A 24243-nucleotide genomic window follows, 5' to 3' on the forward strand; every position below is an offset into this window, starting at 1 on the left:
AAGCCTGAGTTCTTTTAATGTTAATCAATTTCAAGACCACCAGTATAGAGTCGGTAGTAAGTGCCACCTTGCTCCATAAGGCTGTCATGGTCACCACGTTCAATGATACGTCCGTGGTCCATAACCATGATAACGTCAGAGTTAACGATGGTTGAAAGACGGTGGGCGATAACAAAGACCGTGCGTCCTTCCATGAGTCGGTCCATCCCCTCTTGCACCATTTTTTCGGTACGAGAGTCAATAGAGGATGTCGCTTCATCAAGGATGAGGACCGGTGCATTGGCAAGGGCAGCACGCGCAATGGCAATCAGCTGTCGTTGACCATTAGACAAGCCTGCACCATCGTCTGTAAGAACAGTGTCGTAACCATTGTCCAGATGTTGAACAAAGGAATCCACGTTAGCAATACGAGCAGCTTCAAGAATTTCCTCGCGCGTCGCATCCGCACGGCCGTAGGCAATATTTTCAGCAATAGTCCCTGTGAAGAGATGGGTATCCTGAAGCACGATACCAAGTGATCGGCGAAGAGAATCTTTTTCAATCAATTTGACATCAATTCCATCATAGGTAATCACGCCAGATTGGATGTCGTAGAAACGGTTAATCAAGTTGGTAATAGTCGTCTTACCAGCACCTGTCGCACCGACAAAGGCTACCTTTTGCCCCTTGTCTGCATAGAGGTTAACGCCATGAAGAATTTGTTTCTTACCATCGTAAGAGAAATCAACGTCTTGGAAGACCACATTTCCGACCAACTCGGCCAACTCGTAGTCACCATTTGGACGTGGGTGCTTCCAAGCCCAGTGGTTGGTTTTCTTGTCTGTCACAACCATCTGACCGTCTACCAATTCGTAGTTGACCAAAGTGACCTTACCTTGGTCAACTTCTTCTGCTTCATCCAAAAGGTCAAAGATACGGTCAGCACCAGCAAGGGCCATAAGGACAAAGTTAAGTTGTTGAGAAACCTGAGTAATTGGGCCGTTGAAGGAACGGTTCAATTGTAGGAAGGCCATGAGACCACCAATAGTCAAGCCACCGACACCATTAAGGGCAAAGAGGCCACCAACCAAGGCAGTCAAAACAAAGGAAACATTTCCTAAGTTCCCAAGAATTGGCATGAGAACATTGGCATAGCGATTGGCTAAATATGACGATTCAAAGAGTTGTTCATTAATCTTGTCAAAGTCAGCCATACTTTCTTCTTCGTGGACGAAGGCCTTGACTACCTTTTGACCTGACATCATTTCTTCGATAAAACCATTCTCAATCCCTAGGTTCTTTTGTTGTTCACCGAAGTAACGACCTGATTTGGCTGATACATTTTTGATGACCATAAACATGATGCCTACCATGACTAGGACCACGATAAAGAGGAGAGGGCTAACCGTAAGCATGGTTACAGTCACCCCGATAAGGGTAATGGCCGTTTGTAACAACTGCGGAATAGACTGCTCAACAGCCTGACGAAGGGCATCGATATCGTTGGTGTAAATAGACATGATGTCACCGTGTTGGTGAGCATCAAAGTAGCGAATCGGAAGCTTTTGCATACGAGCAAAAAGCTGATTACGAAGGGAACGCAGGGAATCTTGTGAAATCGTCGCCATGAGGAGGGAGGCCACATAGTTGGCAACCACACCGATAAGACAAAAGACCCCAACTGACGTCAAGAAACGTAACAGTGGCCCAAAATCATGACTACCAGATTTGAGCATGGGTTGAACGTAAACGTCCACCAAGGACTGAATCGAAGCCGTCAAATTAACCGTTGCCAAAGAAGCAACAACAATGAGGACAAAGGCAATACTAAGTGAAAGTTTGTAGTCTTGCCACAAAAAGCGTAGAAGACGTGCTAGAGAGCCCCAATTAGCTTTTTTCTTATTCTGCATCTGCTACTCCTTTCCCTTGTGTTTGCATCTTGTAAACCTCACGATAGATAGCATTATTAGCCACCAAGTCGTCATGAGTACCAATAGCATCGATACGACCATCATTCATGACGATGATACGGTCGGCATCTTGGATAGATGAAATACGTTGACCGATGATGATTTTGGTCGTGTCCTTAAGACTTGAAGCGAAGCCTTGACGAATCAAACTATCTGTCTTGGTATCGACTGCCGATGTCGAATCATCCAAAATCAAGATTTTCGGATTCATGAGAAGGGCACGTGCGATACAAAGACGTTGACGTTGTCCCCCTGAGACATTGGCTCCACCACGTTCAATCTTGGTATCATAGCCATCCTTAAACTCTTGGATAAATTCATCAGCTTGGGCAATCTTACAAGCTTCAATGATTTCCTCATCTGTTGCCTGTTTATTTCCCCAACGCATATTTTCTTTAATGGTTCCTGAGAAAAGGACATTGGTTTGAAGGACCATGGCAACTTGCTTACGTAAGCTATCCAAATCATAGTCCTTAACATCATGCCCGGCAACCCTAACCTGACCTTCTTCCACATCATAAAGGCGAGGAATCAGCTGAACCAAGCTTGATTTACCTGAACCCGTTCCACCAAGGATACCAATAACTTCACCAGACTTAATATCCAAAGTGATATCTTTGAGGACATGGGTCTTGTCACCATTTTCATCCGCGTATGAGAAATCCACATGATCAAAGCTGATAGAACCATCTGCAACTTCTGTTAAACCATTTTCAGGTGAAACAATGGTGGCTTCAGTGCTAAGAACTTCATCAATACGTTCAACAGATGCTGTAGAGATAGACAACATGACAAAAATCATCATGAACATCATGAGTGACATGAGGATGGTCATGGTGTAACTGAACATCGAAGTCAATTCCCCTGTAGTTAAGCTACCACCAACGATGAGATGGGCACCAAACCAGGAAATCATAAGGAAGGACGCATACATAGACAACATCATAGCTGGGTTAGACATGATAACTACACGAATGGCACGCATGAACATCTTGTAAATACGACGTGAGGCCTTCTTAAATTTGTCAGTCTCTTCCTGCTCTTTAACATAGGATTTCACCACACGCATGTTGGTGATATTTTCCTTGATACTGTTGTTAAGGTTGTCATAAGCCTCAAATACTTGAGTAAAAAGAGGATATACGATTTTGGTAATAATGGCCAAAACCACACCAAGGAAGATCGTTACACCAACAAAAATCCAAGCCATTTCAGCATTAATCAAGAAACTTGCTGCAATAGCAAAAATCAGGTTAAGTGGTGCACGCACACAGACACGGATAATCATCTGATAAGAGTTCTGCACGTTGGTAACATCTGTCATCATACGTGTCACCAAACCACCAGCTGAGAACTTATCGATATTTTCAAAAGAGAAAGTTTGAACCTTTTTGAAAATGGCCTGACGTAGATTCTTGGCAAATCCAGCAGAGGCAAAAGCTGCATAGCGAGCCGACTGCATGCCGCAGAATAGTGATAGAAAGGCGCAGACCAGCATGAGGCCACCGTAGAGCCAAATGTTAGACATGTTGGATTGCTGGACACCTTTGTCCAAAAGATTAGCCATGACAAAGGGAATGGAAATCTCAAACATGACTTCTAGTGTCATAAAGACGGACGCTAGGATTGAGGGTTTCTTGTATTCCTTTATCTGGGGGATAAGGGTTTGAAACATAATTACCTCCGTTTAATTTGTTTTTCTTTTTTGATGCTTTCTTGAGTGATGGCGGACGTCAGCGACCGACTCAGTCGTTCCATGACTAGTTATCGAGCCAAAGTCTCGATAACTCCGCTTCCTATAACTGCTTCTGCAGTTATAGGAATATCATCACGGCGAAAGCATCGCTTTTGGGCAGAGCGAGCTGTCGAATCGTGAGCAACTTCGAACAAGTGCAAATAGGTTCAGGATGACCCCTACCACGGCGAAAAATATCGCCTGCCCTGAGCAGAGCGTGTTTCAGGCATTGATAGATATAAGCTAGTCCTGTAATCCATCACGGCGAAAGCATCGCTTTTGGGCAGAGCATACTGTCGGAAAGCTACTCTTAACGCTCATCCTTTATCTATAAAAGAACGGTTACACCCTTTTGAGAGCACACAAAAGCCCCTGAGGGCAGACCCTAGGGATTCTTTCATTCTTATATATACGTCATTAGTATAGGCTAATTTGATTTAAATTGCAAGAGAAATAACATTTTACATAAAAATCAGTGAATATTTTACAATTTTTGCATATAATAGAGCTAAAAAGCAACTGGTTTTAAGGATTCTTATCTAAAACATTCGGAAATTGCCCTTAACCGTAGCGGAAAGTTGTTTTCTTCTCCTATTTATAATAGACTATCACTAACATTAGATGAAAAGGTGACTCTATGACTATAAATCAACTGCTTCAAAAGCTGGAGCCTACTAGCCCTATCCTTCAAGCTAACTTTGGAATTGAACGCGAAAGTCTTCGTGTCGATAGACAGGGAAAATTAGCACATACGCCTCACCCTTCCCGCCTAGGAGCTCGAAGTTTCCACCCTTATATTCAAACAGATTTTTGTGAGTTTCAGATGGAACTCATCACACCAGTTGCTAAATCTACCACTGAGGCTCGCCGACTTCTTGGAGCCATTACCGATGTAGCTGGACGTTCCATCAGTAAAGATGAACTTCTCTGGCCCTTGTCCATGCCTCCTCGTATCAACGCCCAAGAAATCCAAGTTGCCCAACTGGAAAATGAATTTGAACGCCATTATCGTAACTACCTGGCCGAAAAATACGGAACTAAACTACAAGCTATCTCAGGTATCCACTATAATATGGAACTAGGGAAAGATTTGGTTGAGGCCCTATTCCAAGAAAGTGACCAGATTGATATAATTGCTTTCAAAAACGCCCTCTATCTTAAGCTGGCTCAGAACTATTTGCGCTATCGTTGGGTGATTACCTATCTCTTTGGTGCTGCACCTGTTGCTGAGCAAGGCTTCTTCGACCAAGAAGTGCCAGAACCCGTGCGTTCCTTCCGAAACAGCGACCATGGTTATGTCAATAAGGAAGAAATCCAAGTATCCTTTTCAAGCCTAGAGGACTATGTCTCTGCCATCGAAAACTATATCGAACAAGGTGATTTGATTGCGGAGAAAGAATTTTACTCGGCTGTTCGTTTCCGTGGACAAAAGGTTAATCGCTCCTTCCTTGACAAGGGAATCACCTACATGGAATTCCGTAACTTCGACCTCAACCCCTTTGAGCGTATCGGTATTAGCCAAAATACCATGGATACCGTACACCTACTCCTTCTAACCTTCCTCTGGCTGGATGCCCCTGAAAATGTTGATCAGGCTCTAGCTCAAGGTCACGCGCTGAATGAAGAAATTGCCCTCTCTCATCCTTTAGAACCTCTACCTTCTGAAGCTGAAACTCAGAACATTACGACAGCTCTAGACCAACTGGTGCAACATTTTGGGCTTGGTGACTATCATCAAGGTTTGGTCAAACAAGTTAAAGATGCCTTTGCAGATCCTAGTCAGACACTAGCTGCTCAACTTCTTCCTCATATCAAAGACAAGTCCCTTGCTGACTTTGCCCTTGACAAGGCGCTTGCCTATCATGATTACGACTGGACTGCCCACTATGCCCTTAAGGGTTATGAGGAGATGGAACTTTCTACCCAGATGCTGCTCTTTGATGCCATTCAAAAAGGGCTTCATTTTGAAATCCTAGATGAGCAGGATCAATTCCTTAAACTCTGGCATAAAGATCATGTTGAGTACGTCAAAAATGGTAACATGACCTCAAAAGACAACTATGTAGTTCCTCTTGCCATGGCTAATAAAACCGTGACCAAAAAAATCCTGGCTGATGCTGGCTTCCCTGTCCCTGCCGGCGACGAATTTACCAGTCTAGAACAAGGTCTAGCCTACTATCCTCTTATCAAGGGCAAGCAAATTGTGGTTAAACCAAAATCAACCAACTTCGGTCTGGGCATTTCCATTTTCCAAGAGCCTGCCAGCCTTGATAACTATAAGAAAGCCCTCGAGATTGCCTTTGCAGAAGATACAGCTGTTCTTGTTGAAGAATTTATCCCAGGAACCGAATACCGTTTCTTCATTCTGGACGGGCGTTGTGAGGCTGTTCTCCTTCGTGTCGCTGCTAATGTTGTCGGTGATGGCAAACACACCATTCGTGAATTAGTCGCTCAGAAAAATGCCAACCCATTGCGAGGCCGTGACCACCGCTCACCGCTGGAAATCATTGAGCTAGGAGACATCGAACAATTGATGTTGACTCAGCAAGGTTATGCACCTGATGATATTCTCCCAGAAGGGAAAAAGGTCAATCTCCGCCGTAACTCCAACATCTCTACGGGTGGTGACTCTATTGATGTCACTGAGACCATGGATTCATCCTATCAAGAATTAGCTGCAGCTATGGCGACTAGCATGGGGGCCTGGGCTTGCGGGGTTGACCTCATCATTCCAGATAAAACTCAGCCTGCTAGCAAGGAAAAACCTCATTGCACTTGTATCGAGCTCAACTTCAATCCCTCTATGTATATGCACACCTATTGTGCTGAAGGTCCTGGACAAGCTATCACTCCAAAAATCCTAGACAAGCTTTTTCCAGAAGTTACCACAAGTCAAACCTAAAACCTAATTCTTAGGAACAAACAAATCACCTTTATCTCGAGATAAAGGTGATTTTGCTTTATTAACCAAACTCTCCTGCTTCTTCCTCAGGATGCGTTTCCATGTACTGGATGTGTTGTATATAGGCATCTTGAGCCTGATTGAAGGCTTCCTGATTACTATATGGATAATCTATGTAAAAGAGGTCCCGCCAGCCATTATAGGTTTGGCTATTGTAAAAACCTTGAATCTTAGTCGGAAGGAAATCCTTGTTGTAGCTGATCCGCAGCTTGAGTAGGGTCTTATCCTGAAACTGAGTGATGATACTGTTGGAGGTCTCTTGGCCTTCCAGACTAGACCAGACCTTATTCAGAACAATGTCCTGACTATAGTGATTAGCTTTTATGCGATTTTTGTCCACTGGGAGCTTCTGGGTAGCCTCTAAAAGGTAGGACACCTCCCCTTGAAAATAAGCCTCAATGGTTAAGTCCCCAAGACTAGCGCCATATAATAGGCCATCCTTAATAGCAATGTTTGATCCAAAAAGCCTTTGGCCAGCCACATCAAAGGACATCCCCTCATCCTGTCCGTAGAGCTTGATGGCATAAGCATCCCTTACACGATAGAAATTCTTAGCGACAAGAACACTATCAAGGGTTTCAGTCTTTTTTGTCTCCACCTTGGGGCTTGTAGGTTTCTTGGTAAAAGCTGTCAAACCCATTAAGCACAAGATGAGAGCGAATATAATCAAGGTAAGCATTATAGACCTGGAGCCGGTCTTCAGCTTTAACTTGTCTCCATGTTTCAAGGTCTTTCAAGCCTCCTTTTTTAACAATATCAGCATAGCGCCCACCATTTAAGACATTCTTGGCATTTTTCCACTTTCTAACCATCTTGCGTCTAATCGCATTATCCGCAGGGTGACGAACATCGAGATAGGTATGGCTATTATTGAGATAGGCTGGTAAGTCAGCATTTAATCCCTTAGATAGGCCGTAGTTAGCAGAGTCCGTATCAGCAATGTCAGCACCATCTTCAATCTTGTAATGCTTAGGATTAGAGTCGATACTACCGTCTTTCCTTTTCTTGTAGACATTCCACTCAGAAACAAATTTCCCTGTATCCATATTGACAATAAATTCAATAAAGCGGGAATTGCTGACACCGTAAGGTCCCATGACACTGGTCTGAGGTAGCTGAATTTTCATGTTCTCTGGATAGGTAAAGTCTCCCAAGCTTCGATTATGATAGGAAGCACCTGTAGTATAATCCAACTTAATCTTCTTGTCCTTGCTGTAAGCCAGAAGCTTGTCTAAATCCGTCTTGCCCTTGTAGTTGGTCCTAATATAGTCCATGGACTGCTTATCAATCCAAGACCTAAAAAGGTGGAGCTTGATACCCAACTCATCCTCGCCCAGTCCTAAATCCGTCTGATAAGTCTCCATAATAGCCTCGCGGAAGTAACTGTAAAAAGCGCTGGTTGGCTCTAGCTTTTTGGAAAATTTATAACCTGACTTCCCTAACTGGAGAAACTGGTACTTATCCACATAAACCTGCATGTGCTCCATAACCAAATTGAGCTTGTCGTGATTAGGCAGTTGAGAAGCTTGGAAAAAGGCTGTATAGGTATCCGAGCCCACTTCCTTGCTTTCTTGGTCAATTTCTTGCAGAACCTTTTCCAACTGGTTCAAAGAAGTCTTCTTCATCTTACTTCTGACCTGAGCCACATAGGCCGGTTTAATGCCTTGATCCCAGTGATCACGAGATATAATAGCATCTGCCTTTTGCGAAATTAAGGTCAACCGTTTCTGATAAGACTCGTCCTCCAAGGCTAGCTTCAAAGCCTTTGATGGCGTCGCTTGAACCACAGACAAATCACCGTAGATATCAGACTTTAGGACAAGATTTACCTGCATATCATAGGAATGATTGATATGGAGAACGAGGTGAATCTTTCCATCTTCCTTCCTAACAGACAAAGAATCGAGTTGATAGGATTGGATAATCCCAGCCTGGCAAAGGGCCAGTCTATCTAGATTTTCCAAAGAATCCTTATAGATATAGGAAATCTCAGGGTCTTTGACCTTCTTTACCAGAGAGTGATTTCGCTGTCTGTTGAAGACCACAAGACCAAGTATAAGGATTACAGTCAGAGCACTTGCTAGATACTGTAAAATTACTTTCTTCATAGTACTTCCATTATAGCATAGGAGGACAAAATATTCTGAAAACGATTGGCAAAAGCTGAAAACAAATGAAAAACAGGTCGATTAAGACCTGTTTGGTTTGATTGTTTATAAATCACTCAAGCGACGATGTTTAATACTGAAGTCAAAATAAGCATTTTCCTGAAGTTTGCGGAATATCTCTCTGTAGGCTTCTTCGTCAAAGTGATCTCCACGATAGAGAATCTCAAAACTCAAACCTTCGTATTCCAAGAAAGCATTGGAAGTCTTGAACCCATTACGCTTATAGAAATCCCAACGTGCCTCACGTTGCTCAGGATTGTCATTTGGTTCATCCAAGCGCTCTACTTCCAAGACCATAGACCGAGATGGTCCATAAAAGTCCACCAGTTTATCAATAATCTCACTTCCGTAGCCATGACTCCTCATTTGAGGAACGATGGCAAAGAAACTCACATAAAAAACTTTGGCATTGTAGAGAACTGAGGCAAATCCAACAAAATCATCCTCGTCATAAAAGGCAAAGAAATGATAATCATCACGACCATCCAATTGTAAAAACTCACTTAATGGAATACGTTCTTCTTCTGGGAAGGCCTCGTTATTTAAGCGCTCTACCCTATCTAATTCTGGAAACTCCTTAGTAATTAATTGGCTGCGTAAAGCCATGTATTTTCCCCCTTTTTGATGCTTATACCTATGGGTTATTATAACACCTTGATAAGCAAGTGCAAGTTTCAAGGGCTAAGATAGATCTGCAGATAAACTTCTCTTGCCATTTATAAATGCTTTTGGGCTGTCTATGACACCCCTCTTCTAAAAAAATAAAAAGACAACGACCATTTCTAGCCTTTGTCTTTTTGTGATTCATAAGCTATCGCCTATTTTTTCAATTTCCAAATTTCTTTAGCATACTCTGTAATCGTATCATCTGAAGTGAACTTATGAGATTTAGCAATATTTGCCAAGCTCATGCGTGCCCACTTGTCATGATCACGATAAAGCGCATCGATTTTCTCTTGAGCTTCTACATAAGCGGCGAAGTCTTCCAAGAGGAAGTACTCATCGTTGTGGGTGATGAGGGCTTCATAGATTTCAGTACCTTCAGCTTGAGCATTTGGAATCGTACCGTTAACAAAGGTATCAACGACACGACGAACGACTGGGTTATTCTCATAAACTGCACGAGAGTAGTAATCGTGACGTGCATAATGTTCATAAACTTCGTCCTTGTCCATACCGAAGATGACAACATTCTCATCGCCTACTTCATCCTTGATTTCAATGTTGGCACCGTCAAGTGTTGCCAAGGTGATAGCACCAGTCATCATGAATTTCATGTTTGAAGTACCAGATGCTTCTTTAGAAGCCAATGAGATTTGTTCAGAGACATCTGCTGCTGGAATGATGAGTTCTGCAAGGCTTACACGGTAGTTTTCTAGGAAGACAACTTTAAGTTTTCCTTGAAGGCTTTCATCATTGTTAACAAGATTGGCAACTTCGTTGATGAGTTTGATAACAGATTTAGCGAAGTGATAACCAGGCGCAGCTTTGGCACCAAAGATGAATACACGTGGTACCATGTCTTTATCTGGGTTATCTTTAAGATCCCAATAAAGTTTGATAATGTGAAGGAGGTTAAGCAATTGACGTTTGTACGCGTGAAGACGTTTCACTTGAACATCAAAGATAGCATCTGTAGACACTTCTACGCCTGTTGTTTCCTTGATGTAGTCTGCCAAACGTTGTTTAGCAGTTTTCTTAACTTGATAGAACTGGTTCAATACTTCCTTGTCATCCAAGTAGGTTGTAAGATTTTCAAGCTCATGGATGTCGTTACGCCAACCGTCACCAATCACGTCATCAATTGCTGCTGAAAGTTCAGGAGCTGCAATTTGTGTCCAACGACGTTGAACGATACCATTTGTCTTGTTATTGAATTTTTCAGGATAAATAGTATAGAAGTCGTGAAGGGTATCTTCTTTGAGAAGTTCTGTGTGGAGTTTGGCAACCCCGTTGACTGAATGACCACCAATAATCGCCAAGTTAGCCATATGCACTTGGTTATCCTTCACGATACGAGTACGTTCGATAACATCTGCAGCAACGCCACGTCCAGCCATTTCAGCGATGTAACGGTTGTCGATTTCCAAGATGATTTGGTAAACACGTGGAAGGACACGTTTGAAGAGCTGTTGATCCCATTTTTCAAGGGCTTCTTGAAGAATAGTGTGGTTAGTGTAGCTCATAGTTTTAACAGTCGCATTCCAAGCATCTTCCCATGAAAGACCATATTCATCAAGGAGAAGACGCATGAATTCAGCTGGTGCAACCGCAGGGTGGGTATCATTGATGTGAACAGATACTTTTTCGTGGATATCTTTCAATGGCAAGCCCATCTTGAGGTAAGATTTAATGATTGTTTGGAGACCGGCACTTGTCATGAAGTACTCTTGAACCAAACGCAATTCTTTACCTTTAATCGTTGAATCATCTGGATAAAGAATAGCAGTAATATCTTTCACACGACGACGTGCATCAAGCGTAGGATAATCCAATTCGTATTCTTCAGGAATTTCTACATCCCAAAGACGAAGGTTGTTAATCACACCATTCTTATAACCAATTTGCGGCACATCATAAGGTACGGCACGAAGGACTTGAGCATTCTTATAAGTTGGGACAAAGCGACCATCTTCATTGCTTTCAAGAACCACATCACCAAAGAGTTTCACATAGACAATATCGTGGTCTTTACGTGTTTCCCAAACATTACCTGTAGAACCAAACCAACCATCTGGTAATTCCACTTGGTAACCATCCACAATACGTTGTTTGAAAAGTCCGTAACGGTAACGAAGACCATTACCAAAACCTGGATAACCAGTAGTCGCAAGCGAATCCATGAAGGCAGCAGCCAAACGACCAAGACCACCATTACCAAGTGCCATATCATGCTCAGCTTCTACAACTTCACGGAAGTCAATATCAAGTTCTGCGAATCCCTCTTTAACAAGGTCAAGAATACCAAGGTTGAGAAGGTTAGTTTCCAACATACGACCTGGAAGAAATTCAATCGAGAAGTAGTAAGCAATCTTTTCTTGATTATCTGAAAGTGCATGGTTACGTTCAATCCATGTATTTGTGTAATATTTACGGATCAAACCAGCCAAGGCAGTAAAAATCTCCGTTGGTGTGGCCTTAGCAACTTTAATCAACTGCTCTTGATGGAGAGTATCCTTAAAGTCACGGATGAATTGTTCTTTTGTTAAATTTTCGAGTTGCATAGAAATCCTTTCTTACTACTTCCTTATCTTCAATACACTTCTTACAGGTATCTATTCAGATAAGAGGGAATTGGAAATTTTACTCAAACTTCCAAACCTTGCCAGACAAGATTCGAAACAGATATTTCAAAATCTTTATTTACAAAACTGTCAAAACAGTCAGGTTTATTATAACATGATTAGAGTTAGTCTTCTATTCAGATTTTTAGATATCTTCTCTTTCATTGCTTTATCAGCAAGATTGAGAGATGCTATCCTGACTTTTGTCAAGATTATATAGAAGCGTTTTCAAACGCTTTACACGAAGATAACTTTTCCCTTGCGAGAAAAGTTATCTTTGCAATTATACTAATTGTTTGTACAAATCAACATATGCCAAACTTGCTGTATCCCATGAGAAGTCACGTGTCATAGCATTGTGCTGGAGTTGTTTCCAAGCATCAGCATTGTTTTCGTAAACATCGAGAGCTTTTTCAAGGGTTTGAACCATCCAGTAACCTGAGAAGTTACCAAATGAGAATCCTGTACCTGAGCCTGTCACAGGGTTGTATGGTTCAACAGTATCACGAAGACCACCAACCTCGCTAACCACTGGCAAGGTACCATAGCGCATAGACATCATTTGAGAGAGGCCACATGGTTCAAAGGCTGAAGGCATAAGGAAAATGTCACAACCAGCATAAATTTGTTGAGCCAACTCTAGGTTGAAGGTAATGTTGGCAGACATTTTTTCTGGGTAAGCGTGACCGAACCAAGAGAAAGAGTTCTCATAGTCGCTGTAACCAGTACCCAAAAGAACAATCTGAACATCATGTTGCAAGATGTTGTGAAGTTCGTTGACAACCAAATCGAAACCTTTTTGGTCAGTCAAACGTGACACAATACCAATCAATGGAACGTCTTCGCGAACTGGGAGACCAACACGTTCTTGAAGAGCTGCCTTGTCTTTGGCCTTACCTGACAAATCATCCACTGAGAAGTGGTAAGGAATGTGAGTATCTGTTTCTGGATCAAGGAGGTCCGTATCGATACCATTAACAATACCAGACAACTTACCAGATTCCATGCGCATGATTTGATCAAGACCTTTACCAAATTCAGGTGTTTGAATTTCACCAGCATAAGATGGAGAAACTGTTGTTACACGATCTGCATAAAGAACGGCTGCTTTCATCCAGTTGAGGCAGTCATTCCAACGGAGCGTACCGTCTGCATAACGCTCGTAACCAACACCGAAGATTTCCCAAAGCATACCACTGTCAAATTGACCTTGGAACTCAATATTATGGATAGTGAAGACTGTTCTAATACCTTGGTAAGCTTGAATCCAATGGTATTTTTCCTTAAGAAGGAATGGAATCATGGCTGTGTGGTAGTCATGAACATGGAGAATATCTGGAATAAAGTCCACTTTTTCCATCAACTCAAGGGCAGCCATTTGGAAGAAGCCAAAACGCTCACCATCATCCCACTCACCGTATACCGTACCGCGGTTGAAATACTGCTCATTATCAATGAAGAAGAAGGTCACACCATCACGGACAATTTTCTTGATGCCGACATATTGACGACGCCAACCAACATTTGTATAGAAGAAGCCAATGTCTTCAACCTGATCGCCAAATTTAGCCGAAACCACATCATAATATGGGAGAATTACGGCAACTTCGTGACCATTTTTGACTAGAGATTTAGGAAGAGCACCGATAACGTCACCCAAACCGCCAGTTTTAGCGAAAGGTGCACCCTCTGCTGCTACAAATAAAATTTTCATCGTACAATATCCTCTGTTACAACGCTACCTTTTTTGATGACAACTGGGTTGTTTTCTGTACCGCGAACCGTAACACCTTCAGCGATTTCAACACCTTTATCCACAATAGCATATTCAACTGTTGCGCCTTTAGCAACTTTAACACGTGGGAAGATAATTGAATGGCTAACACTAGAACCTTCAGAAAAGTCAACATTACGTGAAATCATTGAGTTCTCAACTTTACCTCGAACAATCGAACCAGATGCAAATTGTGAAAGCTTAACTTCAGAAGAGTCTGCATAGTATGTTGGCTCTTCATTTTTAACTTTTGTATAAACTTTTTGGTTTGGTGCAAAAAGTTTATAGAATTTTTGTGATTCCAGCATATCCAAGTTAGCATCAAAGTACGCTTTTACTGAGTGGATATTTGAAAGGTAACCAGTGTACTCGTAAGCAAAAGCATTTTCAGCAACTGCCAAATCACGAAGTACATAACGAAGCTTACGAGGTTCTTCTTTAGCTGCTTCTTCTTCCAATTTTTCAATCAAGAATGGTGTATCCACAACAAAGATGTCTGTAGACATATTGTAAACTTCTTTATCGCCACCCTGGAAGAGCTCATGACCAAGCACTTTGTCAGAGTCATCAATTTCTAAAACGCTGTTTACATCTGAAATGAGTTCTTTAGGAAGTTTTTTGTAGACCACAGTAACTTTTGGTTTTGTTGTATTGTGAAGGTGGAAAACTTGGTTAAGATCAATGTTGACCAAAACATCACTGTTAAGAGCTACAGTCTGATCTGAGCCTGAACGTTTAAGGTAAGTCAAAATTTGACGATAGTATTCCTCATCAACAGTTGAGCTTTCAACAGGAGTATTGTAAATACCAAGGTAGTAGTGACTGAGAAGAGTAGACAAGCCCCACTCACGACCTGAACGAATATGGTCGAAGACAGAACTGATGTTTTCGTTTTGGAAGATTCCGAAGACGCTACGGATACCAGCATTAGCCAAGTTAGACAACGGGAAGTCGATGAGGCGATATTTTCCGCCAAATGGTAGGCTGGCAATAGGACGGTGCTCAGTCAAACCACCCATGTCATGGAATCCTACGGTATTTCCTAGAATTGCAGAATATTTATCAATCTTCATCTTTTGGTACCCCCACTACTTCATTGTATCCTACGACTTGCACTTCTTCTGTACCGTCAATTTCCACACCATCGGAAATGTGTGCACCTTCACCGATAATAGCTCGTTTAATTTTTGCACCTTTACCAATAATTGCACCACTCATAATCACTGAATCTTCAACGACTGCCCCTTCACGAATTTGTGCACTTGTTGAAAGCACAGAATGTTTAACAGTTCCATCAACCAAACATCCATCAACAACGAGTGAATCTTCAACATGAGCATTCTCACCAAAGAAGTTTGGTGGAGCAATCACGTTACGTGAGTAAATTTTCCATTGACGGTTACGACTATCCAAGGCATTTTCAGGAGAAATGTACTCCATATTTGCTTCCCAAAGGGATTCGATAGTACCTACGTCTTTCCAATAGCCTTCAAATTCATAAGCAAAGACGCTTTCACCTGTTTCAAGATAAGCTGGGATAACGTTCTTACCAAAGTCTGACATATCAACTGAACTCTTTTCAGCTGATACTAACATATTGCGAAGACGTTTCCAATCAAAGATGTAAATACCCATTGATGCTTTCGTAGATTTAGGGTTTTCAGGTTTTTCTTCGAACTCAACAATACGGTTATTAGCATCAGTGTTCATGATACCGAAACGGCTAGCTTCTTTAAGTGGCACATCAAGAACGGCGACAGTAAGACTTGCGTTGTTATCTTTGTGAGATTGGAGCATATCATCATAGTCCATCTTGTAAATATGGTCACCAGACAAAATCAAAACATATTCAGGATTGATGCTATCGATATAGTCAATGTTTTGATAAATAGCGTGGCTAGTACCTTCAAACCAACGATTACCTTCACTAGCTGAGTAAGGTTGAAGAATTGATACACCAGAGTTAACACCATCCAAGCCCCAACTTGAACCATTACCGATATGATTGTTCAAAGCAAGTGGCTGATACTGTGTAATGACACCTACATTGTTAATTCCTGAATTGGCACAATTTGACAAACCAAAATCAATAATACGATAGCGTCCACCAAATTGAACAGCTGGTTTGGCAATACTTTGGGTCAATTTTCCAAGACGAGTTCCTTGCCCACCAGCAAGGATCAAAGCCAACATTTCATTTTTCATGAATAGTCCCCCTCATGATTTTTAGTTCCATCCTCAAAAGGATGTGAGACAATCAGTCGAAACTGATTATGACAATTAAAGTAAGTTCCTCAGTGTGGCAATAGTTTGGGCATCAAACAGCTTCTTTCAACCGTGACTTCCCTGCTATCACCACTGAAAAACAAATCGTGTACACGTTTAAGTCTACCCTTTATTTCAAGCGACGTTTAACACGCCAGATACTTGCTCCAAGAGCTGGCAATGTGAAGCTAAGGGTATTTTCATAATCCTTCCACTTCGCTTTTTGGGTACGGGTCTCAGGATTTCCTTCTTTCCAGACACCACCGAATTCTTCCATCTCAGTGTTAAGCACTTCTTGATAAATACCAGCGACTGGCAATCCAATAGTGAAGTCTTGACGTTCCACTGGAGCTAGGTTGAAGACACAGACGAGAAAGTCACCCTTATCGCCTTTGTCATCCTTACGAATGAAGGAAAGCACACTTTCAGCACGGTTATCCGCGTCAATGATTTCAATACCATCGTAAGAATCATCAATCTGCCAGAGAGATTTATGGTCCTTGTAGAAACCATTCATATGGCTAGTGAAAGCCTGCATCTTCTGGTTCATCTCATCTTCAAGATTATTCCATTCAAGTTGGTAATCAAATTTCCACTCTAAGAACTGACCAAATTCAGATCCCATGAAGAGCAATTTCTTACCTGGGTGACAGAGTTGATAAGTATAGAGGTTACGTAGGCCAGCAAACTGATTGTAGCGATCCCCCCACATCTTATGCATCATACTCTTCTTACCATGTACCACTTCATCATGTGAGAAAGGTAGAACATAGTTTTCATTGAAGCAATACATGAAACTGAAAGTCATCAGATTGAAATCATACTGACGGTAAACTGGATCTTCTTCGTAGAATTTGAGGATATCGTTCATCCAACCCATATTCCATTTGAAGTCGAAACCTAGACCACCCTCTTCAATCGGTTGTGTAATTGGTGTTGCTGCAGTTGATTCTTCCGCAACCATCATGACATCTGGATAGCGTTTTTTAATCTCACGATTGAGTTTTTGAAGGAAGCCATAGCCTTCCAAGTTACGGTTACCACCGTCCTTGTTTGGCATCCATGGACCCTCATCATAGTCCAAATAGAGCATGTTTGAAACTGCATCCACTCGGATACCATCGATATGATAATTTTCAATCCAGTAAAGAGCACTTGAAATAAGGAAAGACTGTACTTGATTTTTTCCTAAGTCAAAGTTCAACGCTCCCCAACGATAGTTATGAGCTCGATCGTGATCCTGATATTCGAAAGTTGGTGTACCATCAAAGTAAGCTAAAGCATCGTCATTCTGTGTATAGTGACCTGGGACCCAGTCTACCAAGACACCGATATTATTCTGGTGACATGCTTCAACAAAATCTTGAAAATCTTCTGGTGTACCATAGGTATGTTCAAAAGCAAAGTAACCCATGAGCTGGTAACCCCAACTCATCCCAAGAGGGTGAGCCATGAGTGGCATGAATTCCACGTGGGTATAGTTCATCTCAACCAAATATGGAATCAACTCTTCTTTCAATTCTTTGAAAGTATAAGGTTGACCATCCTCTTTTAGTTTCCAAGATGATGCATGAGCTTCATAGATATTAACCGGACGTTTTTGGAAACCAAAGCGTTTACGACGACCCATCCAAAGGCCATCCTTCCACTTCTTAGTTTTCTTCTTACGAATCACAGCTCCTGTTCCTGGACGTGGTTCCAAATAAGTAGCGAAAGGATCCATCTTTTCGACTACTTGACCTCCCTTACGTTTCACCAAGAACTTATAGAGTTGTCCTTCTTGAGGGAGGGCTGAACTTACCTCCCAAACACCGATATGGTTTTTGGTCATATCCAGAGGTTCATCAAACCAACCTGTGAAATCTCCAATTACCTGAATCTGCTCAGCATGAGGGGCCCACACACGGAAGACAAATCCTTCTTCTCCCTCCAATTCATGCACACCCAGATAATTCTGAAGGTGGAAGTTCTCACCTGTCCCAAACGTGTACATGGCTTCATCGAGATTCATACCATCACTCCTTTCTAAAACTAGCCTTGATAGATCTAACTATCAAGAAATTAAAACATTGAAATATATGTAAATACACTAGAAAACCCTTCAGATTGATAGGGCTCACAAGCGAATAAAACTGCTTGTGTAAGCGTTTCCTATATTATAGCATTTTTTGACTGCCTTGTCAGTAAATCTCCAAATCTTTTTTCATATTATTGAACACAAAAGTCTTACGTAATTTTCCAGAAATGTGCAATTCAACAATACCTGAATCGTACTCCGCTTTTGCGACATAGAGATTATCGTAAATATCTGCATATGAACGATATGACAATTCTGGTACGGTTTGCTTACGCTCAATTAATTTGGCAACTTTAGCAGCCAAGTCTTTCTTAAGGGTCACTTGATTCCAATCCACCTGATTAACGGCATCAGGAGCATTGTAGCTATTCATAGCACGCTTAACATCCGCTTCCGTGTAGTTTCCGTCTTCACCTGTTGCAACCATCTTACTACGCTGGAATTCTTGTCCCAACTGCATGAAACACATCCCTTGCATACTTAGATTAAGAGCATTTGCCAAGTAGATACGTTTTTCAATATCTTCTGGCGAATCATGTGGATGCAAATGATGCATAAGGTCATTCAAATTATAGTTGTCGTGCGCCTCGATATAGTTGAGGACCTGACCTGGCATGAGGTAGTTTACAAAACCACGGCTACCAAGCAAACTCTTGGCAATCTGGTCTTCCAATGGGGCTCCAGACACATAACCGTTACTGATGTGTCCATAGACTTCTGCCCCTTTAACGGCATCACGCGCATTGTCATTGAAAAATCCGATTCTAGGCATCAGAGCTGCATTATCCTTCTTGCCCTTTTGATCCACAGGAAGACCAATTCCCATATCCCATCCTTCACCATATAGAAGAATCCTAGGATCAATATCATCCATGGCCGAACGAATGGCATTCATAGTAGCAACATCATGCAAACCCATAAGGTCAAAACGGAAACCATCCACTCCAAATTCTTCTGCCCAATAGGTCAAAGAATCAATCATATACTTACGGTACATTTCCTTTTCACTGGCTGTTTCATTTCCACATCCTGACCCGTCTTGAAAAGACCCATTATCATGCATACGGTAGTAATAGGCCGGCACAGACAGTTGGAAGGGAGAGCTGTAAGAAGAGTAAGTATGGTTATAAACCACATCCATGATGACCCCAATGCCTGCCTCATGGTAGGCCTGAATCATCTTCTTAAGCTCTAAAATTGGTGCCACGGGATTCTTTTGATCAGCAGCAAATTGACGATCTGGGACATTATAATTCTCAGGATCATACCCCCAGTTATAGAGAAGCTTCCCATCTTTATCGTAGGTTTTATGGTGATCAAAGACCGGTTGCAACTGGACATAATTGTAACCCATGCGTTTGAGGTAATCAAAACCAGTCACATCTCCTTGGGCATTTTTAGTCCCTTTCTGACAGGCACCCAGGTATGTCCCTCTATAGGACTTCTTAACACCAGACGTCTCTGAGATTGAGAAATCACGGAGGTGCATTTCACAGATAACGGATGAGCAAGCATTTTCATTACGCCAGCTCGCTTTTTGCTTCGTAACCTTTTCATACCCTCTTGGTACAAGTCGCTTAGGATCGACCACTAAACTTTTTTTATTATCTAAGCTAAGGGCGATGCTATAAGGGTCTCTCGTATCCTGATAGAAGCTTTCCTCATGATAAACACGAAACTGGTAGGCTACCCCATCCAAATCCTTTTTGACAGTGGTACTCCAAACACCGTGAGTATTCATCTCATGACGATCCTTATTGACACTGGTTCCTCGGCTCATCTTAATGACCTTAGGATTTTTACTGCCCTTTTTAAAAAGTAAGAGCTGCACACGACGAGCTAGTGGTGACCAAAGGCGAAACTCTGTAGCCCCTTTTTCATACTTATGCCCTAACCAACCTTGAAAACCCCACTTTTGATCAAATTCCTGTCTACGAAGAGCCATATCAAAGGCATGCTGGTCGCGACCTTCAAAACTATGGCTAGTCAAGGCTGCCTGTTTAGAATAATAAACCGTTGGATCACCTTCAACTATCCAAATAGCATTGGGAGCATCCCCTAGGAAGCGTCGGACACGATAATCATGTGTTTGCCTCGACCAGTCTTCCGTTTTGACCAAAAGATTGACAGAATCAATAAAACGATTGGAGGGAGAAGTAACCTGACCAACAAGGCCAAAATCATCCTCACGTGAAAAATGGGCCTCTTCGCCCCAATAACCATCTAGCCACTTCCACATACTATATCGGGAATAGTCGCCATGCATACTATGAAAATGAACGGTTAATAAATTGTCCATTTTTTAACTCCTTAGTTTTTATTACTCACTTTTTCTCCTATTATAGCAGAAAAAGTTCGTTTTGTAAGCGTTCTTATGGAATATTTTGCAATTTTTTGGTCTATTTTGAACATAAAAAAAGAATGAGAAAACAAATGGCAAAATACTCATTTTTCTCATTTCTTTTGTCTGTTCTAATTCCTTTCAAAACCAGTCTTATGACTCTTTTCAGTTCATTATTCTTGAGTCATCAAAACCTTACGGGGTTTGGTGCCTTCAGCCGGTCCGATAACACCGGCTTCTTCCAATTCTTCCATTAAACGAGTGGCACGGTTGAAACCAACTGACAGACGTCGCTGAATCATGGAAGCACTGGCTTTTTGTGTTTCAAGGACCAAAGCCTTAGCTTCTTCAAAGAGAGGGTCTCCTTCTGAGCTACCACCATTGGCAGACGAACCTCCACCAAAATCATTCTCAGAAACTTCACCAGGGTCAAAGCTCTCATCGTAGTCAGCAGAAGCCTGATCCTTTATAAAGGTCACAATACGTTCCACGTCATCATCAGAAATGAAGGAACCTTGTAGACGAACAGGGTGGTTCTCATCAATCGGTTTGAAAAGCATATCACCACGTCCGAGTAGCTTTTCTGCCCCATTTTCATCTAAAATGGTACGACTATCTGTTCCCGAAGACACCGCAAAGGCCACACGAGAAGGCACATTGGCCTTAATCAAACCAGAGATAACATCAACCGACGGACGTTGAGTGGCGAGAATCATGTGAATTCCCGCAGCACGCGCTTTTTGTCCCAAACGAATGATAGCATCTTCCACTTCCTTACTGGCTACCATCATCAAGTCAGCCAGCTCATCAACGATAACCACAATTAAAGGTAGGGGAATCTGTTTTTCTTGGGATTGGGCATTCCAATCTTCAACCTTGGCATTGTAGCCAGCAATGTTACGTACGCCAAACTTACTAAAGAGTTCGTAACGGTTTTCCATCTCATCTACCACTTTTTGAAGAGCCTTGGCGGCCTTACGTGGGTTGGTCACCACAGGGATAAGGAGATGAGGAATATCATTATAAACAGAGAGCTCAACCATCTTAGGATCAACCATGAGGAACTTAACCTGGTCAGGACGAGCCTTCATAAGAATACTAGAGATGATTCCGTTAACCGCAACCGATTTACCAGAACCTGTTGACCCAGCCACCAGCAAGTGAGGCATCCGTCCCAAATCAAAGCTACGAGCCGAGCCATCAACTGCCTTACCGAGAGGAACTTCCAAGAGCTTATTAGGATCCGTCTTGGACTGTTCCCAAAGTTCACGGAAAGAAACCGTCGCAATCTCAGAGTTAGGCACTTCGATCCCAACTAAAGACTTTCCAGGAATAGGGGCCTCAATACGGACATCTTTCGCAGCTAGAGCCAGAGCCAAGTCATCAGCTAGATTTGAAATGCGATTAACACGAACCCCAACAGCAGGCTTGACCTCGTACTTGGTCACTGATGGTCCAATTTCGGCTCGCTCAACCTTGACGTCAATATTGAAACTCTTGAAAGTATCTTCTAAGATTCTAATATTCTTACGAACGATGTTTTTCTCTTTAGATTGACTCTTAGGCTTATCAGGTGCAAAGAGATCTATCTGAGGTAATTTATACTGTAAGAGCTCCTTCGGTGTGAAATCAACCTCGACAGGTGCATCATCTCCCTCAACAACCATAGATGGCGGAAACTCCTCGGTTGGCACATCCTCTGGATAAGGTGCATAATCTTCTTGAAAATCCTCATAATCCTCTGGAGGGAGATTATCATAGTAGTCCTCAGAGGCATAATCATTGATTTCAGGTTCAGGTGCAAAAATCTCAGTTTCTTGTGGTAACTCCTCTGCGGCATCATCTAAGATTTCTCCCGTCTCCTCGTCAACAGTTAAATCAGCCAGACGCTCGGCTTCGGCACGTTCTTCCGCCTCACGTTCTTTCTGAGCCTGACGTTCTGCCTTCTTTTCCTGACGTTGAGCAGTCCGTTCCAAACGCTTCTCAGCCCCTTTCTGCCAAGCTTCCTTAGTATACTCCATGATATCCAAGACATCCCAAGGGCTAAGAATGAAGGCACCCAAGAGAATGATCAATACGCCAATCATGAAGCTACCGATATTTGAAAAGAGGAAGGAAAACGGTTGGTATAGGAGAGCCCCTAACATACCACCACCCGCAAAACGAGCTACTTGCACACTGACCAGTTCCCCAAAAAGCAAGTCCTTGGTACCAGGGAAAATATCCAGACCACTCATGCGTTCTAGACTAAAGAGATAGGCGTGAAACTCCAACAAGAGACCCGCGAAGATCATCCAAAATCCTGTTACGTAGTTACTATGTTTACGTAACCATTTAAAGCCAAAGAGATAAACATAGATAGCAAAAATTAAAGGATAAGCCATACTCCCCACAAATACTCGAAAGAGATTATAGAGGGTAACCCCAAAGAAACCCAATCGAAAGACTGGGAAAATTAAAACAAAGGCAAAAAAGAAGGTCCATAGCATTCGCTTAATCGCCTTCTGTCTGTCTAATTCTGCTTTTGTAAGCCGCTTCTTACTGTTCTTAGAAGCAGTCCCTTTTTTCGTTTTTTTCGTTGTAGCCATAGGTGTATTATACCACGTTTTTAGACATGAAAAAAGAGAGATAGGTCTCTCCTTAGATTGAAGACAAAGTCTTTTTTTTGAGACTTTCCTTCTTTTGACATTATTCTTCAATTAATGATGTTGAGTGAACCGGACGATTCTTACCGTCTGGATCAATATATTGGATAGCTTGGTTGATAGCGATAGGAGCTTCACCCATTCCCACAGCAATCAAATCAATCTTACCCTCATATTCTGCCGCATCACCGATAGCATAAACACCTTCTTGTGAGGTTTCAAACTGCGCATTAACAGTAACGCTAGAGCGTTTGTAATCAACATTCCAGTTACGAAGGTTTTTATTGTTGGTTGAGAAACCAAAGCTAACAATAAGGGCATCAAGTGGCAATTCCACAACCTCATCTGACTTAACTTTTTGAACGGTCAAACTTTGGGCAAGACCATTTTCACCCTTAATTTCAAGTGGCACATAAGGCGTCATCACATTAACTGACGATTGATGAAGAAGCTCTACACTATGCTCATGGGCACGAAAGGCATCACGACGGTGAATCAAAGTCACGCTCTCAGCAATCCCATCCAAGTGATTAGCCCAGTCAACAGCTGAATCTCCACCACCAGCAATCACAACCTTCTTGCCGGCAAATTGGTCAAGGCTATGCACATTATAGAACAAGTTATTGTCCGCATAATCTTCTTCATTGTCCACACCCAAAGGACGGGGAGCGAAGGCACCATTCCCACAAGCAATGACGATAGCCTTAGACAAGTGTTGGCCCTTACTAGTAGCAATTGTGAAGATGCCTTCTTTCTTTTCAAAGGTTTGCACTTCTTCTTTCAAATGAATGCTGATACGATCTTCAAAACGCTTAAGTTGAGTCAAGAGATTTTCTGTCAATTCCGCACCTGTCGTTTGCGGAAAGGCTGGAATATCGTAGATTTTCTTCTCTGGATAGAGAACGGCAGGTTGTCCACCAAGCTCTGACAGACTCTCAATAATATTAACAGTCATACCACGTAGACCGGCGTAAAAGGCAGCCCAAAGTCCTACTGGCCCACCACCGATAATGGTAATATCGTAAATCTTTTCTTCTGACATT

Annotated in this window: 14 protein-coding genes; 1 reads left to right on the forward strand and 13 read right to left on the reverse strand. The window is 42.2% G+C overall.

Annotated elements, in window-relative coordinates:
• Positions 1 to 20: 20 nt before the first annotated feature.
• Both LG375_RS03345 and LG375_RS03350 read right to left on the reverse strand, forming a co-directional pair.
• On the reverse strand, positions 21 to 1889 hold the full coding sequence (locus tag LG375_RS03345) for an ABC transporter ATP-binding protein (RefSeq protein WP_225745290.1): 1869 nt from the start codon (positions 1887 to 1889) through the stop codon (positions 21 to 23).
• The gene (locus LG375_RS03350; RefSeq protein WP_225745291.1) at positions 1879 to 3624 is read right to left on the reverse strand and encodes an ABC transporter ATP-binding protein; all 1746 of its coding nucleotides are present in this window, start codon (positions 3622 to 3624) and stop codon (positions 1879 to 1881) included. Before LG375_RS03350 ends, LG375_RS03345 begins: the two co-directional genes overlap by 11 nt.
• A 697-nt stretch (positions 3625 to 4321) precedes the next feature.
• On the opposite strand from LG375_RS03350, the gene gshAB reads away from it, so the two are divergent.
• Entirely contained in the window at positions 4322 to 6586 is a 2265-nt protein-coding gene (gene gshAB / locus LG375_RS03355; protein ID WP_225745292.1) for a bifunctional glutamate--cysteine ligase GshA/glutathione synthetase GshB, read from the forward strand.
• 61 nt (positions 6587 to 6647) lie between these two features.
• Here gshAB and LG375_RS03360 read toward each other — a convergent pair whose 3' ends face one another.
• From LG375_RS03360 to LG375_RS03410, 11 genes are all read right to left on the reverse strand, one after another.
• Complete coding sequence (locus LG375_RS03360) at positions 6648 to 7244, reverse strand: hypothetical protein (protein ID WP_225745293.1); 597 nt, start codon at positions 7242 to 7244, stop codon at positions 6648 to 6650.
• Positions 7225 to 8754: a DUF1310 family protein gene (locus LG375_RS03365; RefSeq protein ID WP_225745294.1), complete on the reverse strand. Its 1530-nt coding sequence runs from the start codon at positions 8752 to 8754 to the stop codon at positions 7225 to 7227. The genes LG375_RS03360 and LG375_RS03365 overlap by 20 nt, the downstream gene beginning before the upstream one ends.
• 105 nt (positions 8755 to 8859) lie before the next feature.
• Entirely contained in the window at positions 8860 to 9420 is a 561-nt protein-coding gene (locus LG375_RS03370) for a GNAT family N-acetyltransferase (protein ID WP_022496317.1), read from the reverse strand.
• Positions 9421 to 9632: 212 nt separating this feature from the next.
• Positions 9633 to 12038 (reverse strand): glycogen/starch/alpha-glucan phosphorylase, encoded by a 2406-nt coding sequence (locus LG375_RS03375; protein WP_225745295.1) that lies wholly within the window; start codon positions 12036 to 12038, stop codon positions 9633 to 9635.
• A gap of 343 nt (positions 12039 to 12381) precedes the next feature.
• A complete protein-coding gene (gene glgA / locus LG375_RS03380) occupies positions 12382 to 13812 on the reverse strand; it encodes a glycogen synthase GlgA (protein ID WP_064524093.1) in 1431 nt (476 codons plus the stop codon).
• On the reverse strand, positions 13809 to 14945 hold the full coding sequence (gene glgD / locus LG375_RS03385) for a glucose-1-phosphate adenylyltransferase subunit GlgD (RefSeq protein ID WP_064524095.1): 1137 nt from the start codon (positions 14943 to 14945) through the stop codon (positions 13809 to 13811). Before glgD ends, glgA begins: the two co-directional genes overlap by 4 nt.
• On the reverse strand, positions 14935 to 16077 hold the full coding sequence (locus LG375_RS03390; protein WP_225745296.1) for a glucose-1-phosphate adenylyltransferase: 1143 nt from the start codon (positions 16075 to 16077) through the stop codon (positions 14935 to 14937). Before LG375_RS03390 ends, glgD begins: the two co-directional genes overlap by 11 nt.
• Before the next feature lie 190 nt (positions 16078 to 16267).
• Positions 16268 to 18148 carry a 1,4-alpha-glucan branching protein GlgB gene (gene glgB / locus LG375_RS03395; RefSeq protein WP_107373246.1) on the reverse strand — a complete coding sequence of 627 codons (1881 nt, stop codon included), beginning with the start codon at positions 18146 to 18148 and terminating at the stop codon, positions 16268 to 16270.
• A 169-nt stretch (positions 18149 to 18317) separates the two neighbouring features.
• On the reverse strand, positions 18318 to 20513 hold the full coding sequence (pulA, locus tag LG375_RS03400; protein ID WP_225745297.1) for a type I pullulanase: 2196 nt from the start codon (positions 20511 to 20513) through the stop codon (positions 18318 to 18320).
• 215 nt (positions 20514 to 20728) lie between these two features.
• Complete coding sequence (locus tag LG375_RS03405) at positions 20729 to 23143, reverse strand: DNA translocase FtsK (protein WP_225745298.1); 2415 nt, start codon at positions 23141 to 23143, stop codon at positions 20729 to 20731.
• A gap of 100 nt (positions 23144 to 23243) precedes the next feature.
• The gene (locus tag LG375_RS03410) at positions 23244 to 24242 is read right to left on the reverse strand and encodes an NAD(P)/FAD-dependent oxidoreductase (protein WP_155223397.1); all 999 of its coding nucleotides are present in this window, start codon (positions 24240 to 24242) and stop codon (positions 23244 to 23246) included.
• Position 24243: the final 1 nt, after the last annotated feature.

It is taken from the genome of Streptococcus sp. Marseille-Q3604 (assembly GCF_916619785.1).
Taxonomy (GTDB): domain Bacteria; phylum Bacillota; class Bacilli; order Lactobacillales; family Streptococcaceae; genus Streptococcus.

Coding starts and splice junctions, on each gene's coding strand:
- LG375_RS03345 (WP_225745290.1), bottom strand. CDS start 1,889: ATGCAGAATAAGAAAAAAGCTAATTGGGGCTCTCTAGCACGTCTTCTA.
- LG375_RS03405 (WP_225745298.1), bottom strand. CDS start 23,143: ATGGCTACAACGAAAAAAACGAAAAAAGGGACTGCTTCTAAGAACAGT.
- LG375_RS03350 (WP_225745291.1), bottom strand. CDS start 3,624: ATGTTTCAAACCCTTATCCCCCAGATAAAGGAATACAAGAAACCCTCA.
- LG375_RS03410 (WP_155223397.1), bottom strand. CDS start 24,242: ATGTCAGAAGAAAAGATTTACGATATTACCATTATCGGTGGTGGGCCA.
- glgA (WP_064524093.1), bottom strand. CDS start 13,812: ATGAAAATTTTATTTGTAGCAGCAGAGGGTGCACCTTTCGCTAAAACT.
- LG375_RS03390 (WP_225745296.1), bottom strand. CDS start 16,077: ATGAAAAATGAAATGTTGGCTTTGATCCTTGCTGGTGGGCAAGGAACT.
- LG375_RS03370 (WP_022496317.1), bottom strand. CDS start 9,420: ATGGCTTTACGCAGCCAATTAATTACTAAGGAGTTTCCAGAATTAGAT.
- glgD (WP_064524095.1), bottom strand. CDS start 14,945: ATGAAGATTGATAAATATTCTGCAATTCTAGGAAATACCGTAGGATTC.
- pulA (WP_225745297.1), bottom strand. CDS start 20,513: ATGGACAATTTATTAACCGTTCATTTTCATAGTATGCATGGCGACTAT.
- gshAB (WP_225745292.1), top strand. CDS start 4,322: ATGACTATAAATCAACTGCTTCAAAAGCTGGAGCCTACTAGCCCTATC.
- LG375_RS03375 (WP_225745295.1), bottom strand. CDS start 12,038: ATGCAACTCGAAAATTTAACAAAAGAACAATTCATCCGTGACTTTAAG.
- glgB (WP_107373246.1), bottom strand. CDS start 18,148: ATGAATCTCGATGAAGCCATGTACACGTTTGGGACAGGTGAGAACTTC.
- LG375_RS03365 (WP_225745294.1), bottom strand. CDS start 8,754: ATGAAGAAAGTAATTTTACAGTATCTAGCAAGTGCTCTGACTGTAATC.